General features: G+C 31.5%; 16 protein-coding genes, 1 tRNA gene and 2 pseudogenes. 12 read left to right on the forward strand and 7 right to left on the reverse strand.

What is annotated here, in order from left to right; all coding sequences use genetic code 11:
* The 3 genes and pseudogenes from EU91_RS09215 to EU91_RS08295 all read left to right on the forward strand — a co-directional run.
* A pseudogene (locus EU91_RS09215) lies at positions 1 to 283 on the forward strand (hypothetical protein); the annotation flags it as partial.
* Between the two features lie 510 nt (positions 284 to 793).
* Positions 794 to 1699, forward strand: a complete 906-nt coding sequence (locus EU91_RS08300) for a hypothetical protein (RefSeq protein ID WP_152556162.1) — start codon at positions 794 to 796, stop codon at positions 1697 to 1699.
* A gap of 385 nt (positions 1700 to 2084) precedes the next feature.
* Positions 2085 to 2300: a hypothetical protein gene (locus EU91_RS08295; RefSeq protein ID WP_032523654.1), complete on the forward strand. Its 216-nt coding sequence runs from the start codon at positions 2085 to 2087 to the stop codon at positions 2298 to 2300.
* Positions 2301 to 2573: 273 nt separating this feature from the next.
* On the opposite strand, the gene EU91_RS09220 is transcribed toward EU91_RS08295, so the two are convergent.
* Both EU91_RS09220 and EU91_RS08290 read right to left on the reverse strand, forming a co-directional pair.
* Complete coding sequence (locus EU91_RS09220; RefSeq protein WP_193741573.1) at positions 2574 to 2711, reverse strand: hypothetical protein; 138 nt, start codon at positions 2709 to 2711, stop codon at positions 2574 to 2576.
* Positions 2701 to 2982: a hypothetical protein gene (locus tag EU91_RS08290; RefSeq protein ID WP_032523655.1), complete on the reverse strand. Its 282-nt coding sequence runs from the start codon at positions 2980 to 2982 to the stop codon at positions 2701 to 2703. The genes EU91_RS09220 and EU91_RS08290 overlap by 11 nt, the downstream gene beginning before the upstream one ends.
* Before the next feature lie 520 nt (positions 2983 to 3502).
* On the opposite strand from EU91_RS08290, the gene EU91_RS08285 reads away from it, so the two are divergent.
* Positions 3503 to 3892, forward strand: coding sequence for a DUF3804 family protein (locus tag EU91_RS08285; protein ID WP_032523656.1), 390 nt, complete (start codon positions 3503 to 3505; stop codon positions 3890 to 3892).
* A gap of 513 nt (positions 3893 to 4405) precedes the next feature.
* Here EU91_RS08285 and EU91_RS09225 read toward each other — a convergent pair.
* The gene (locus EU91_RS09225; protein WP_193741574.1) at positions 4406 to 4579 is read right to left on the reverse strand and encodes a hypothetical protein; all 174 of its coding nucleotides are present in this window, start codon (positions 4577 to 4579) and stop codon (positions 4406 to 4408) included.
* A gap of 533 nt (positions 4580 to 5112) precedes the next feature.
* Between EU91_RS09225 and EU91_RS08280 the strand changes: the two genes are divergently transcribed.
* Genes EU91_RS08280 through EU91_RS08265 form a run of 4 tightly spaced genes read left to right on the forward strand, consistent with a single transcriptional unit; the run spans position 5113 to position 8866 of the window.
* A complete protein-coding gene (locus EU91_RS08280) occupies positions 5113 to 6162 on the forward strand; it encodes an amino acid ABC transporter substrate-binding protein (RefSeq protein WP_032523665.1) in 1050 nt (349 codons plus the stop codon).
* 19 nt (positions 6163 to 6181) lie between these two features.
* Positions 6182 to 7075, forward strand: coding sequence for an ABC transporter permease subunit (locus EU91_RS08275; protein WP_032523658.1), 894 nt, complete (start codon positions 6182 to 6184; stop codon positions 7073 to 7075).
* Positions 7076 to 7083: 8 nt separating this feature from the next.
* Positions 7084 to 8115: an amino acid ABC transporter permease gene (locus tag EU91_RS08270; RefSeq protein ID WP_032523659.1), complete on the forward strand. Its 1032-nt coding sequence runs from the start codon at positions 7084 to 7086 to the stop codon at positions 8113 to 8115.
* Between the two features lie 10 nt (positions 8116 to 8125).
* Complete coding sequence (locus EU91_RS08265) at positions 8126 to 8866, forward strand: amino acid ABC transporter ATP-binding protein (RefSeq protein WP_032523660.1); 741 nt, start codon at positions 8126 to 8128, stop codon at positions 8864 to 8866.
* Between the two features lie 258 nt (positions 8867 to 9124).
* Here the strand turns inward: EU91_RS08265 and EU91_RS08260 are convergent, their stop codons facing one another.
* Both EU91_RS08260 and EU91_RS08255 read right to left on the reverse strand, forming a co-directional pair.
* Positions 9125 to 9556, reverse strand: coding sequence for a hypothetical protein (locus tag EU91_RS08260; protein WP_032523661.1), 432 nt, complete (start codon positions 9554 to 9556; stop codon positions 9125 to 9127).
* A gap of 99 nt (positions 9557 to 9655) precedes the next feature.
* Positions 9656 to 10534 carry a hypothetical protein gene (locus EU91_RS08255; RefSeq protein ID WP_032523662.1) on the reverse strand — a complete coding sequence of 293 codons (879 nt, stop codon included), beginning with the start codon at positions 10532 to 10534 and terminating at the stop codon, positions 9656 to 9658.
* Positions 10535 to 10741: 207 nt separating this feature from the next.
* Here EU91_RS08255 and EU91_RS08250 point away from each other — a divergent pair, with 207 nt between their 5' ends.
* Positions 10742 to 11149: a hypothetical protein gene (locus EU91_RS08250; protein WP_032523663.1), complete on the forward strand. Its 408-nt coding sequence runs from the start codon at positions 10742 to 10744 to the stop codon at positions 11147 to 11149.
* A gap of 113 nt (positions 11150 to 11262) precedes the next feature.
* Here EU91_RS08250 and EU91_RS08245 read toward each other — a convergent pair.
* Positions 11263 to 11336, reverse strand: a tRNA-Pro gene (locus tag EU91_RS08245).
* Positions 11337 to 11662: 326 nt separating this feature from the next.
* Between EU91_RS08245 and EU91_RS08240 the strand changes: the two genes are divergently transcribed.
* Positions 11663 to 12175, forward strand: a complete 513-nt coding sequence (locus tag EU91_RS08240) for an adenine phosphoribosyltransferase (protein ID WP_032523666.1) — start codon at positions 11663 to 11665, stop codon at positions 12173 to 12175.
* A 625-nt stretch (positions 12176 to 12800) separates the two neighbouring features.
* Here the strand turns inward: EU91_RS08240 and EU91_RS08950 are convergent.
* The gene (locus EU91_RS08950) at positions 12801 to 14507 is read right to left on the reverse strand and encodes a tetratricopeptide repeat-containing sulfotransferase family protein (protein WP_052041254.1); all 1707 of its coding nucleotides are present in this window, start codon (positions 14505 to 14507) and stop codon (positions 12801 to 12803) included.
* Positions 14508 to 14660: 153 nt separating this feature from the next.
* Between EU91_RS08950 and EU91_RS09230 the strand changes: the two genes are divergently transcribed.
* Both EU91_RS09230 and EU91_RS0108320 read left to right on the forward strand, forming a co-directional pair.
* Positions 14661 to 14828 (forward strand): hypothetical protein, encoded by a 168-nt coding sequence (locus EU91_RS09230; protein ID WP_193741575.1) that lies wholly within the window; start codon positions 14661 to 14663, stop codon positions 14826 to 14828.
* Between the two features lie 153 nt (positions 14829 to 14981).
* A pseudogene (locus EU91_RS0108320) lies at positions 14982 to 15325 on the forward strand (porin); the annotation flags it as partial.

The following is a 15325-nucleotide window of genomic DNA, read 5'->3' on the forward strand; positions in this document are numbered from 1 at the left end:
ATTCGGTGAAGTCGAGCAAGTTGGAGCTGATGATCAAGAGACAACTCAGTGGTTTGTTGGACTTCAGTGGGACGAGCTCGGAAATGGAACTCTTGGAGTTGCATTGGGCTCTGATGGACCACAGAATGAAGGCGTTGATGAAGACATGGCCTATGAAGTCTTCTATACTTACAATGTTAACGATAGTATGACTATCACTCCTGCTCTATTCATCATTGAACATAACCAAGCTGGAGCAGAAGACGAAACAGGTGTTGTAGTAAAAACATCATTTAGTTTCTAAATCTTGAATCTAAATTAAAAATCTTACACACAAGAAGGTCTGCTTATCGCAGGCCTTATCTACTTTTAAGGACATCTTCGAAGATACTAGAGCCACTTTCTAATGTGAGAGTGTAAACAATAAAAAAGAGAGTCTGGGAAACTCAATAGTATGACTTGGTTTTCAAAAGTCGGGGCGACAGGACTCGAACCCGCGACCTAGTGTTCCCAAAGCACTAACCCTAAATTAGTGAGAATCTATAATCTCATTCATAACAATATTTATAAGCATAAAAGACTGTTCTATAGTTTCCAGAATTATTTAAAAAAGGTAGTTCCTTTCGTATGACTTTCTTATATCAAAAGGTATAAAAACGAGCTAGTTATATAAAAGCGGCATGTAAATATAACTTTTCAATAAGTTATTGTTGAGCAGAAAATTAATTTAAGAAACCATAATCTTCAATAAGATATTTACAAATGTATTAAATTTTTATCGATTTAATATAATAATAAAAATACTATTAAAATTTTGAAGTTATTTAAAAGAATAATTAATCACTTTAGTTTCACATCCATCATTCTGTTGGGGACTGTAAATTATTCTAATGCTAATGAGTTTGTAGGGGCCGCTGCCTTCAAACAACATATGCCAACGATAAATAAATTACTTTTAGAAAATGAAATATCTGGGGATAAGATTGAAGGCTTATGTGGAGCTAATTCTAATAAATGCACAATCGGTATAAATGGAGAAAAAATCTATACTAGTGAAGGTGAATTTATAAACGTTGATAACATTATCGCCTGGACTATGACTAATGCGACTTCAAAAGGGGGTGTTATATTCATTTCTCAAAAAGAAGATTATAGATTTTTAGTAAAGTATTTTGATAACTCTGGCAAAAGGCAAATTTCTAATATTAGTTTTCGGAATTTTAAAACTGCTCAAACTTTTCTTAGTCACCTAGAGTTAGTTGCGGGTCTTGCTCCTAATCATGACCAAGCTGGCGCTGCTACCTTATGTAATGCTCGCGGAAAAGACATGTTTTCTGGCACGGCTATTGACAATATAGACATGTCTGAAAAGGAAGGTTACGGAATGGCTTCCACAAGAAATGCTTTTTATGGAGGAGCTACAGGTGCAGTCGCTGGAGCCATAGCTGGATCTGCTTTAAGTGGTGGCACAGCAGTTGGGATAAATTCTGGAGCACTTGTTGGTGGAGCAATTGGAGCGGTTTCAGGGGATGCATTAGGGAGAGCTTCTGGAGGTCTAAGCTTAAAGCGAAATCTTGTAAGTGAGGTGCGTAAAGCACCAGCTGAATCCTTTGCTTTTTCTGATGGATCTTTTGATCATAGAAGTCTTTGTGTTGATGAGCCTCTAAATAGTACTAATGTGAATATTAAGAATCAAATTCCTTTGAAAATCCAAAAATAGTTAACTTTAATATTAAAAAACCTGATTAGTATGAAAGGGAGTCTGTGACTCAGTAAAAGTGTCCAGAGGAGTTTTTGCTATTCGTATCGCTTTCGTATTGTAATATTTACCATTCGCTGAAAACCCAATCGGTGCTTCATGACTCGACCTGCGACCTAGTGCTACTAAAGGACTCGATCTAGCAAATGAGATTTCCTTGAAATAATTGAAATAGTCTAAATTATTTGATAGGGGGATCTAATTTTAGACTTAATATAGGTATATCTTCGAAGATTATATAAGGTGTTTTTATACTCTAGCTCCCCCTACAGCTCACCCTCTATGACTCAGTGCATTTGCATAATTTCTTACCTCTGTTAATTTTAGTGGGCTTTAATAAGTTCAAATGCAAGATCAAAGAATTGAAAAGGTAATAACTGTTGCAATAAACATAATTAAGGTGCTGGTAATAATTTATCTAGGTTTTGTAGAAGTATTTAAAATTGGCAAATTACTTAGAGAGAAGTTAGATCTTGAATTAGATATTTCTCGAAAATGGGCTACAAAAAATTATTCAATTCTAAAAAAACGACTAGAGGAACAAAAAGTAGCAGGAGTTTAAAATTTTTTGCTATAAATTAATTGAGGCCAAACCTCGTCAGCACACTCTACGTTTGCTGCAAGACATAAATTGATTCAATATAGTTTGCGAGTCAATTTAATAACCCTTTCAGTAGTTGGAATTTCTGGAGGGGTTTCTTGTTTAATACCCAATATTGTTTTTTGGATTAGTTATAAAAATAATTAGATTTAAGACCAAGTTTGCAGGTAAATTTAAAGACTTTAATAGTAGTAAAGCTAAACCCTGGGTTACATTAAAACTTTTCTCTTCCAATTAACTAGGTAGTTGATGGGTTGGTGGTGCATGAAACTTTCTTTTCTTTCTCTTTGATCTCTTATAAACAACAAATATACCTAAACCTAATAAAGGCATTAATAAACCTTCTATAAACATTGGAAAGTTAAGCAGCATTATATTCATCCCTATCTTCAAGATCTCTCAAAAATCTTTTATCTAATAAGTAATTGTCTATAAGCTCTGCTGCCATCACTATCTCAGCAGCATTTTTAGATAGTTCTTGTGGACCTTTGTCTAATAAGTAATTGTCTATAAGCTCTAGATTGTACTCGTTTTCTTTAATTGGTTTATCGCTGTCTAATAGCTTTCTTATTTGTGTAAATACAAGCTCTTGATCGTATCCACTTTCTCTAATCTCTTTTAACATTTCGTCTGGAATTTGCATAATCTTCAACTCCTATGTGACAGTTTTTTAGAGGAAAATAAGTCTAAATAAGCCAGTATATAGTGCTATTTAGAGAAAATTAGAGCCTACATACGCATACTTACGAAGATATAAGAAAAAAGCAAGAAAATTACCGTTAAGCAGAATTGAAGTTGCCCACTATCTGTCCACTTCGGGCGTAGACAAATTTTTCAATAAAAAGCGAGTCTGGGTAACTCGCTAGTATGAATTGGGTTTAAATGATCGGGGCGAGAGGATTCGAACCTGCGACCTATTGCTCCCAAAGCACCCAGTACGCAATTTGCGACAGTAGGCCAAATAAATAAGTGAGGTTATAGCTAGTTAGTTGGCATTAAAAGAAATTTTATGAGTCTTAAAAAGTAGGAAGATATAGCAAGGTTGTGCATAAATAGCAAAATCTCGCTCAAATCTCGCTCACAAGCAACCTAGTGCCCTATGAGCACTAGAGCGAAGAATTTATTGACATGCGATCTAAACTTAGAGGGATAGAGTTTTTTTTATGACAGATAGAGAAACAATTGAATCGATGTTGTATGAGTTCGCAACACCGCAGAAAATGGGCTCATTTTTTGTAAATAATGCCACTGAAGATTTTTTACTTATCAGACCTAGCGGGAATCCAATAAGTGCAAAGGGATTCGAGGAAATGATGAGTTCTGGCGATGTTGTTCAGGAAAAAGCAGAAATTACAAAAATTCATAAGATTGAATTTCTTTCTGAAGATGTAGCAATGTCTGTTTTTACTCTTGGTTCAAAATTCACTTACAAAGGTACACCTAATGAAGACTTAGCAACAATTACTTCTATTTTTAAAAAAGTAGATAATGATTGGAAAGTTCACTGGGTGCAAAGATCAACTGGAAATACAGATTTATCTTTATGGGATTAGCAAGTAATTAATAGTCAGAATATGTATGGAATAGCTATTACTTATGGTGTTGTTTAGTTTGTTATTACTAGGTGGCTCTGCATATTTAACCTTCAAAATGACCCAAAAAAAATGATTGGAAGTTTACCTAAATTAATTTTTCTTCTTATGGTTTTGCTACTTGTAGGTAGCACTTTCGTTGGCGGGATTTTTTACTTTATTAAATGAAAAAGTGTGATTTATGCAATAAAGAGGATGAAATCCATTATCGAGTTAAATCTATAAATTATAAAAGTTGGATTTTTTGCTGTATAGAGTGTTGGCATATTGTTTCAAAAGAAAGTAAATATTCTTATGGTGGAACAAGAAAATCTAAAAAGAAGTAATGATTAGTAAAGAAGAAGAAAAAAATTATAAAAACCCAAAATAAGTAAAATTTGGAATTTTCTTATTTATGGAAGCACAATTGCAATTGGTGTTTTTTTGATCTGGTTATATTCTGCCTATATATTAATAAATAAATGAAACGCTTACTCATTGAATAAAGAACTTGTTTATCCCTTTATTTAAAGTCAATTCTTGATTACCTTTCATACAGCCACCAGTTGGATAGCTTATAACCTTTTTTGAAATTGCACCAATACCAATAGCTATTAAACCAATTCCTAATATTGCTTTTGATCTTTTACTCGATAGCAGAGATTTCATTGTAGAAGTGTTTTCTCTAATAATAAGAATTATTGGGATTATTTTGTGGATGTCATAATCACTTTGAGCGATACTACTTAGCAAGGTTATGCAAGGTATAGCAGAATCTCGCTCAAAGCTCGCTCAATCTCATTATTCCAAAAGAAAGCAATAAAAAAGCGAGTCTGGATAACTCGCTAGTATGAATTGGATTTGATTAAGTCGGGGCGACAGGATTCGAACCTGCGACCTAGTGCTCCCAAAGCACTCGATCAGCAAATTGCGACAGCAGATCAAATAAATAAGTGATGGTATAACTTCTTTCTTAGGAAAGACTTATAGAAATGAGTCTCAAAATTCCTCTCAAATACAGCATGATATGGCAAAGTTATGCGAATGATCGCCCGAGGATCGCCCGCTCAAGACAAAATGGGAAGCTGATTGGCTAGTGTTTTATTGTTTCTATGACAATCGAGGGAGAATATTTAAATTTTGTTTATTAATTGATTTGCGCATTAAAATTAAGAAAATTACTCATTAAAGTTTTAAAAAATATGATTAATAGATTATTCTTTGGAATTGCCGCTTTTGGTCTGTTTTTAACTGGTTGTGCTAGTAATCAAAATGATAATATTTCTAGGCTAGCCCTAATACAAAAAAGAGATGAATTAATTTGCGGGGTAAGCGGAAAAATCCCAGGTTTTAGCTTTATTGAAGGAGACGGAAGTTATAAAGGATTAGACGTAGATATATGTAAAGCCTTTGCTGCAGCAATAATAGGAGATTCAGAAAAAATTCAGTTTAGACCTCTAACTGCTGCTGAAAGATTTTTAGCTATTAAAACAGGAGATATTGATTTGTTGTCAAGGAACACTACTTTAACTCTTAGTAGAGATTCTTTTGGAGGAAATGGGTTAACTTTCGCTCCTGTAGTTTTTCATGATGGGCAAGGGTTAATGGTTAAAAAAAATAGCGGTATTGAAAGTATTCAAGACCTCGCTAATAAGTCTATTTGTGTAGGTTCAGGAACAACTACTGAGCAAAATATTAATGACACTTTTGAAAGTCTCTCGCTCCCTTATATACCAATTAAATATCAAGATCTTAATCAGGTAGTAGCAGGTTATCTACAAGGTCGATGTCAAGCGATGACCTCTGATCGATCTCAATTGGCAGCAGCTAGATCAGGTTTTAAGAATGCAAAAGATCATATTATCCTTGATGATGTTTTAAGTAAGGAGCCTTTAGCACCTGCATCAGATGGGTCTGAACAGAAACTTGCCGACGCTATGAGATGGACAGTTTTCGCTTTGATTGCTGCTGAAGAGCAAGGTATAACCCAATCAAATATTGCTGATAAGGTCCAGCTCGCAAAAAATAATCCACAATTAAAATCATTAAGAAGATTTCTTGGAGTTGATGGAGGCTTAGGAGAAAAAATCGGATTAAGAAATGACTTCGTAGTTAATGTTATAAAAGCTACTGGAAATTATGGTGAAATTTATGATAGAAATCTTGGGATAGATAGCGATGTACCTATTCCAAGAGGATTGAATGAAATCTACAGTAAAGGTGGTTTACATATCTCTCCACCATTTAATTAATTGCAAAATATGTTGAAGAATGAGTAAAAATAAAAAAATATTTTTTCAGATTCTTTTAGTGTTTGGAGTTCTTGGTTTTTTAGGGATATTAACTAATAACTTAATTATTAATCTTACGAGAACAGGCATAGGATTCAATTTTAATTGGTTAACAAAGCCTGCAAGCTTTTCTTTGGCAGAACATCCCTTGCCTTATAGTCCTTCGGACAGTTATGCTTGGGCCCTTTTTATGGGATGGATGAATAGCTTGAAAGTTATTATTTCATCTCTTGTTTTAGCATCTTGTATAGGAACGTTAATAGGTTTTTTGAGAGTAGGTAAAAATTCATTTTTTAGAGTTATTACTGCTGGATATATCACAGTTATTAGACAGACTCCACTTTTAATTCAACTTATGTGTTGGTATTTTGTTGGATTTCTAAGTATAAGTAATAATTCTTTTTTGAATTTAAGTAATTTAGTTAATATTTCCAATAAAGGGATAGAGTTATTTGGACTTAATTTATCTTCAGAGTTTTCAGCATTATTATTTGGTTTAAGCATATTTTCAAGCGCATTTATTGCAGAAGTAATTCGAGGTGGAATTCAGTCTGTCCCTGTAGGTCAATGGGAAGCTTTTCGAAGTTTAGGTATTTCCGAAAAACAAGGATTTATTAAAATAATAATACCTCAAGCATTACCAGCTTTTATTCCAGGACTTACGAGTCAATATCTAAATCTTGCAAAAAATAGCACACTTGCTATAGCTATAGGCTACGCAGATATATATGCAATAAATGATACGATCATCAACCAAACAGGAAGAGCTGTAGAGTGCTTTATAATTTTACTTTGCAGTTTTTTAATCCTTAATTTATCAATAACAAAAGTAATGGGAATCATTGATAAATCAATAATGAAAACAAGGATATAACTTAATTAATGAATAATATAAATCCAAATTTAAATCCAAATTTATTTAAAAAAATTAAAAATTCTTTATTAGCAAAATCAAAATATAATTTCTGCAATTTAATTTTTTTTCTGATTTCAATTCCATTAATTTTAAAAATTTTAACTTCGATTTTTATAAATTTTAATTGGGAAGTCGTAACATCAAATCTTAATTTATATGCATTTGGGAGCTTTCCAATCGATCAGCAATGGAGACCTACTCTTTGGTTCCTCAGTCTTTTATCTATTACATCTATTACAGTTTATGGGCCTAAATGGAAATGGCTTCGTAAAAATTTAATTTTTGGATGGATTGGAACAGTACCATTAGGAATTTATTTGCTAAGTGGTGGTTTAGGTTTAAATCCAGTAATGACACGTCATTGGGGTGGATTAACCCTAACAATTCTTATAACTTCTTGTAGTATTCTTTTCTCTTTACCAATTGGTATTTTATTAGCTCTTTGCAGAAGAAGTTCAATATTTTTAATTCAGAAATCAAGTTCTGTTTATATCGATGTAATGAGAGCTGTTCCTCTTATCTCCGTACTTTTTTTTGGACAATTGTTAATACCTTTATTTCTACCTGTAGGTTTAGAAATAGATCGTGTCTGGAGGGCTGTAATAGCTTTTACTTTTTTTGTCTCAGCATATATAGCTGAAGATATTAAAGGAGGATTACAGTCGATACCTAAAAATCAAATTGAAGCTGCTAAAAGTCTTGGCTTAAACCAATATCAAATCAATATATATATTCTTATTCCGCAAGCCTTAAGAGTTGCATTGCCAGCTATTACAAACCAGTTAGTTGGGCTTTTTCAAAATACATCTTTAATGGCAATCTTAGGTTTGATGGAATTACTTGGTGTAAGTAGGAGTATTCTTGCCAATCCAGAATTCATAGGACAATATATTGAAGTATATATTTGGTTAGCTTCCGTCTATTGGCTTTTTTGTACAATTATGGCATTTGTTTCAAAAAAACTTGAGCAAAAAATGACAATTAATAAAGGATATTAATCTTAAATCTATGAAGCCAATACTTACCGCTAAAAATCTCACCAAATCATATGCTAAAGGTATTCTTGCTCTTAATAAAGTTTCATTTACCTTAGATCAAGGCAAAGTTCTGGTGGTTATGGGTCCATCTGGATCAGGAAAGAGTACACTTATTAGGACTATTAATGGTCTTGAGACTTTTGATAAAGGCGAATTAAATGTTTTAGGTATAAAAATTAGGGCAGATTCAGACGAAAGAAAAATTCAAAAAATTAGACGTAGAGTTGGGATGGTTTTCCAGCAATTTAATTTGTTTCCCCATTTATCAATTTTAGAAAATATAACACTTGCTCCAATCCAGGTTCAAAAACGCAATAAAAAAGAAGCAGAAGAGTATGGGATGTATTTACTTTGTCAAATGGGAATAGAATCTCATGCAAAAAAGTACCCTGGTCAACTTAGTGGTGGAGAACAACAACGAGTTGCTATTGCACGATCTTTGGCCTTAAAACCTGAATTATTATTATTTGATGAACCAACTAGTGCATTGGATCCAGAGCGTATTAATGAAGTGCTCGATGCAATGAGAAGGCTTGCTGATCAAGGAATGACCATGATTGTGGTAACGCATGAAATTAAATTTGCCAAGGAAGTCAGTGATCAGGTTTTATTTATAGATTCAGGAAAGATTTTAGAAATTTCTCCACCAGAAGTTTTCTTTTCAAATGCTAGTCATGAAAGGAGTAGAAAGTTTCTAAATCAAATCAACTGATCCATTTATCAAAAAAAACTATTTAAATTCAAATAAGCAGAGGTGTTTTTCCAGGGAAATAGAGCTAATGGCCACTTACTACTGATTAGCTATGCATATTCAATCTCCACTAAGGGCAAGCCAAAACGCAAAGTGTAGCAATCTATAGCAGATGATCGCCTAAGGATCGCCCAAAAGGTTTTTAAGAATCACGAGAAGTCAATCGGGGCGACAGGATTCGAACCTGCGACCTAGTGCTCCCAAAGTAATAGTGTGTAGTTAGCGTTTTACTAAAGGATAAACGTCTTTACATTTTGATTTTTCGTTTTCAAAATCTTTGATAGCAATATCCCATTTTGATAAATCTGCTTCTTTCCCAGAAATATATAATTCCATTTGTGCCGAATAGGTTGCTGCTTCAATCCGACTATTCAATGATGAATTACAAAAAAGAATACTTCCAAATTTTTCATAGTCAGTAAAATCCCTATTCGCTGCATATTCAGCATTTGCCCTTTTCTTATCTAATGCTTTATATTCCAAATCCTCGATACTAGGTTTTGGGCGTAGTAAGAATGCTTTATAGTCAAAATCCTCAATACTAGGTCGGAGCAAGGATTGGTTCGCTTGTGCATTTAGATATGCAAAAAGTGAAAAACAAATAAGAAGAACAGCAATTACTCCAATTAACCAAGTGTTAGTTTTATCCAAAAAAAAGAGGCTTTATCCCTCTCAGTTTAGATCGACTGTCAATCAGATTAATTATATCGGTAAGAGTAGTAAGAGTAGTAAGAGTTTCTTCTAAGATTATTAACAAAATTTATTTGGATCACTTGCTATCCCCATAATTGAAAGTATTGCGAGAGATAATGCGGTATAAAAAATTATTTTATTTAATTTCCCTCTCGGGATAAGGAAATATGAGAAACTAGTGTTCCTATTATTTGACTTATCTGCATTAACTGCCCATACAGATAAACAATAAGTAAATATTAAGAATAGAAAACCTATAGGTTCAAACTTAGAGCATAAAAAAACTTGGCCAAAATTAAATACAAAAGTAGTTACTGAAATAAATATCCATATCCTTCCTGCGAGAACTCTTAGAAAATAATAAGGAAAAGAGGATTCACTTTTTTTGTTTTTTGAAGAGACAAAATTATTTTTGATCGTTACATAATTGCCATTGCGGCTAGCTGTTTGAGAAGGACTTAAATATTCAACTTCTGCGCGCTCTGTTGTCTTATCATTATCTTTTAATTGTGAATTTGGTATTTGTGGCTGATCATTATTCTCATCTTCTACTATCTCAAGTTTAATTTTTATATTGCTATTGTTATTGCCATCTAGCACAGGATAATTCTCCCATTGAAGGACTCCAGCTTCAAGAGCAGCAACTAATTCCTTTTTAGTTTTAAAACATTGACTCATTTGTTCTGAGAATTTTGCCCCTAATAACATTTCATATAAGTTTGTTTTGTTTTTAGCATTTGGATTAGATGTAAATTTAAATGCACGCCAATAATCGTCAGCATTAACTCCTATTTCATATATAAACCCATCATCTGCGAGTGAAATTATTGTAGAAAGAGAATGAAATCCAGGATTATTATTTTCAGCTTCTAAAAAGTACATTGGACCGTTATTGTATATGGTTTCCTCCTTTTTTGATTTAATAATCTTTGGCATGAAATTATAAATACTTGAATTTGATTCTAGGTTGGTTGTCAATCATAGAAGTGTTATTTTGGCTTAAATAGCTCTAAAATACTGTCACATAGGGGTTGAAGACTATGGAAAATTTAGACGAAATCATCAAAGAAATTAAAGAAAACACCTATGACAACGAACTAGCAGATGTATATATAAGAGAGTTATTAGATCGAGATAAAGAATATGATTGAAACCAAAATATTAATTTCAAGTGATAATTACATTGCTCAATTTGATCGTTCTTATGAGAAAAAAAGAGAGGATCAAGTTGGTTTAATTGTGGCTGCGGTTCTTATATTCCTTGTGTTTTGTAATGCTCTAAGGATTATGAATAAACCAGAGAATGTTGCAAAGAGAAAAGAGCAAAAAAGATTAATGGAAGAAAAAAAACTTGAACTTAAGAAGGCTTATATAAAAAAAGTAAAAAAAGACCCATTAATAAATATCAGTTCTGATGAATATTTTGAGGTGCATATGCAAAGACTTCAAAAATATGGCAAATCACAATATCAAGGAATGACTTACTACATGGGTTCAAAAGGTGGAATATATACACTTTCTGCTAGTGGCTCGAGAAACTATAAATACTAGGTTTGACGCCACACAACCATGTCCATTAGGTCGTGTTTAAAAAATAATTTAGTGAGACAGGTGATTACACACAAATCACACATAGAGAAAATATCTAACCGCTGAGACTCCAATCGGGGCGACAGGATTCGAACCTGCGACCTAGTGCTCCCAAAGCACCCGCGCTACCAAGCTGCGCCACGCCCCGTTTATAAGATCTTAATTCATAACAGACATCTATAAAAGACCAAAATGGCAAATATTTTATAAAAAATATTTTTTAGGTATAAATATTATTATTATCACAAATCTCTCACTAATTTTTTAATAGTTAATTCAAAAAAGAAAATGTGGCTGCCATTAAATTACACTTTTTATTAAATTTTATTTGATTTGATATCAAAACTAACTATTCTTTAAATGGTTATCCGATGGAGAAGTAATTAGATACTTCTTGAGAGGATTAAGAAAAATTTTCTTTTAGCTATATTTATCTATATATGAGATTTAAAACCATTTCTGTAAATAATGAGAATGAAAAGTATTGAAGAATTAATTGATACGTACAATGATTTCCCTAAAAAAGGGATTGAGTTTAAAGATGTTTTAGGTATTAGTAAAGATCCAAAAATATTTAAGGAACTAATTCTTAAGATGTCATCTAGTCAGATTATAAAAAATGCAGATGCAATAATTTCTATAGATGCAAGAGGTTTTATTTTTGGTTCTGCAATCTCTTTGCAAGCTTCAAAACCAATGATCGTTGCTAGAAAACCAGGCAAGCTCCCAGGAGAACTTTTAGAGAAGAAATACAATTTAGAGTATGGGGAAAATTCACTTTCAATTCAAAAAGAAGCTTTAAATAAGTTTAACTCTTATGCCATTGTTGATGATCTATTAGCTACTGGCGGAACAATTAATTGTGTTACGAAGATTCTTGAGAGTAATAATAAAGAAGTTGTAGGAATTTTAGTGGTAGTTGAATTAATGAAATTAGAAGGGAGACTAAAACTAAAATATCCAATTGAATCAGCAATAACTTTTTGAAAATAAATAACTTATTTTATTTCAATTAATCTGAAAAAATGTGATTTTTGGGACTGATGTTTATTTAACAATTTCAAAATGACCTTAGCTAATTGCGATGTTCAAAATAAAAAAACCTTTTATTCTTGTTAATTTAATTTGTAAATTCTCATCCACCCCAAAATATTTCCAGCTAATAATCTCCGTAAAAACAGTCTATTAGTAGCGGTAAAATAGTTGTTATCTACGAGGGACAAATTGCCAGTTATTTATATATTTGAAAAATTTTTTGGACTTAAGATTAAATTTTTAAAATTGAAGAATGTTTATTTAAAAAGGTATATTAAATTTATTGATTCAAGATTAATTTGAAATTTAATATTTTAAATGAGACCAAAATAGCCTGCAGTTGATCCAACTATTAAAAATAAACAAAACTCTAATAAATCTCTAGGCAATTTATTTAACGCTAAATTGAATTGAGTCATTTAACCTTGTGCTCCTCAGGTATATAAATTTCATAAAAGCTAACTATATTATTAAAAAAACGAGAGGGGCTTTCAGATTCTTTCGTTTTATTAAAGATTTCAAATATTTAAATAGTATTTTAATTTCGATTATAAATAAATTAAAAGAAAATATATTTTCAAGAAAATTTTTCAAATGAATCTAATGGAAAATTTTTTGATTCAAAAACATCTAATGACTCTCTTAGTAAATTTGAATAATTTTGCCAGCCTCCAACAGATTTATTATTGATTGGAGATCTTACTTGTACATTACTTGCAATAAAAAAACCTTGTTTACTTTTATGGTGATTTAAATAAGAATCATTCCAAGGTATCTCTAGCCAACTCAATAACTTATTTATCTCTATTTTTGGATTATTCACAAGTTTGTCATAATTTAAAAAATAGATATGATTTTTATATTTTTCTTTATAAAAACTCATGATTTTAAAATGATGAATATAGTAAGTAGCACTATCAATTAGTGATGAAGAATATTTATGACCATTACCTGTAAACTTTGCTCTATACATTGATAAAATATTGTCTAAAGGGTTTCTAAATGTATAAATCACCTTGGAATGTTGAAGCTTAGAAATCATATGAGGTATGAGCATAAAATTACCCAGCATTTTATTTGTGGTAATTTTTTTTGAAGAAAAATTTTGACTAAGTTTCAAGTAAATTTGATCAATATTAGAGTAATTTGACTCCTCAGATTCTTTTAAGGCATTTAATAAAATAGTATTTTCCCCTAAGTTATAAACATCTTTATTCATTCCCAATATGGACTCTATTAAAGTAGACCCTGATCTAGGAAGTCCAACGATAAAAATATCTCTCAAAAACTTAAATTTGGGTTGGTCAAATGATTTATCTAAATTGGTTTTCTCTTTAACTTTCTCACAATAATTTATGTTCTCTTCCAAATCTGATGGTTTATCTAAAAGTTTTAAATCATTACCTTGCTTTAGTAAATCTGAACTTTTTTCGTAATCCTTTCTCTTGTGAAAAATATTAGATTTAGCAAAAAGAATGGTGTATTTATCTTCAAGATTATTGAAATTAGTAATTTGGGTATTAAGGATAATATTCTCTAAAGCTTCATCTTGTTGAGATATGACAATATCAGACAAGAGATAATATCCTAATGCATATTTAGGGTTTAAATCCAATACTTTCCTCAAGTAAGAAATGCTTTCTTTTTTTCTTCCAATTGCTACTAAAAAATTTGCGTAAGTATAAATAGTCCAACAGAGAGTCTCATCGTTATTAGGGGCTTTCTTAATTGCTTTTTCATAATTTTCTATTGCCTCTTCAAAATTCCCAATATCCGCATTTATTTCACCCAATAAACCATCAAATAAGTGATTACTTGAAAACAAATTCCTTGCCTTTTCTGCAATGCTTGCAGCATCTTTAGGTCTATTTAATTCTCTAAGAATTTTAATTAAATTATGATATCCCTGCCAAAAATTTGGGTTTAATTCTATTGCTTTTTTTGCAAAGGGGTATGCTTCATAAACTTTCCCACGATTATTTAGTATGAAACCCATTTTAAAAAAGGCGATAAAATTTTTAGGATTAATTCTTATCGCTTCTTTTAAAAGAACTATCGCATCATCTAATTTATTTTGATCTTGGCAAATTGACGCATAATTTAAAAATACCTTCTCTTCAAAAAATTTGTTCTTGATTAGTTTGTTGTAAATTTTTGCCGCTTCATTTAGCTCTCCTTTTTTTTGCAAAATTAAAGCATTCTGAAGTAATGCCAAATTCTTATTTTTTGAATTTTGTTTGTCCTTTCCAAATTTGTTGACTTCCGATTCTTTAAAACCTTTCATATCTACTTAATCAATATATGTATTTTGTTTGGAAATCAGATAGACTCACATAACATTATAAGTTTTAGGAAATACATATAAATATTTTTTTTAAGGAACTTTATATTAAATTTAGTCATTGCCTGCTAAATTAATGTTATTGAGAAATTGTTTATGGATTATTTAAAAAAATCTCTTAAAAAGTTTAATATTAAAAGCGATTATGAAGAGGTGGATACAAAGATTGCTAGTGGTTGGTATGTTGAACCATTAGAAGGATCCATCAAAAAGAAAAAATATAAAACTAAAGAAGTAGAATTTAAAATTTCAAAAAAATCGTAAATCAAATTATAAAACTTCAAAAAAATTTAGTTAGGTTATATATAAGTTTTTAAAGTGTCACATTAATTTTAAATATTGTATCTAATTTAACTTGATTTAGTACTAGAAGTACAGTATTTTAAGGTGTACTTTAAATTTCGTGTGAGGAAATTTATGAAGCTTTTTAAAAGCTTGCTTGTAGCTCCTGCGACATTAGGCTTACTTGCGCCTTTGTCTGCTACAGCAAACGAAATCACAATTAATGATTTCGCACCTGCAGAAGAACTTGCAGTTACAAATAGTCGTGTTGATGGTCTTGAAGCTAGACTTAACGACTTTGAAGCTGGTTCATTCTCAACAACAACAACTGCATCTTTCTCTGTAGATATGGCAATTGGTGCTGTTGATGGTAACACCACTAGCGAAGCTCTTACAGCTGTCTACGGTTACCAAATGGATCTTTCAACATCATTTACTGGTGAAGATACTCTTGCAGTAGCTATTGATGCTGGTTCTAA

The organism is Prochlorococcus marinus str. GP2 (assembly GCF_000759885.1).
In the GTDB taxonomy this organism is placed as follows: Bacteria; Cyanobacteriota; Cyanobacteriia; order PCC-6307; family Cyanobiaceae; genus Prochlorococcus_A; species Prochlorococcus_A marinus_J.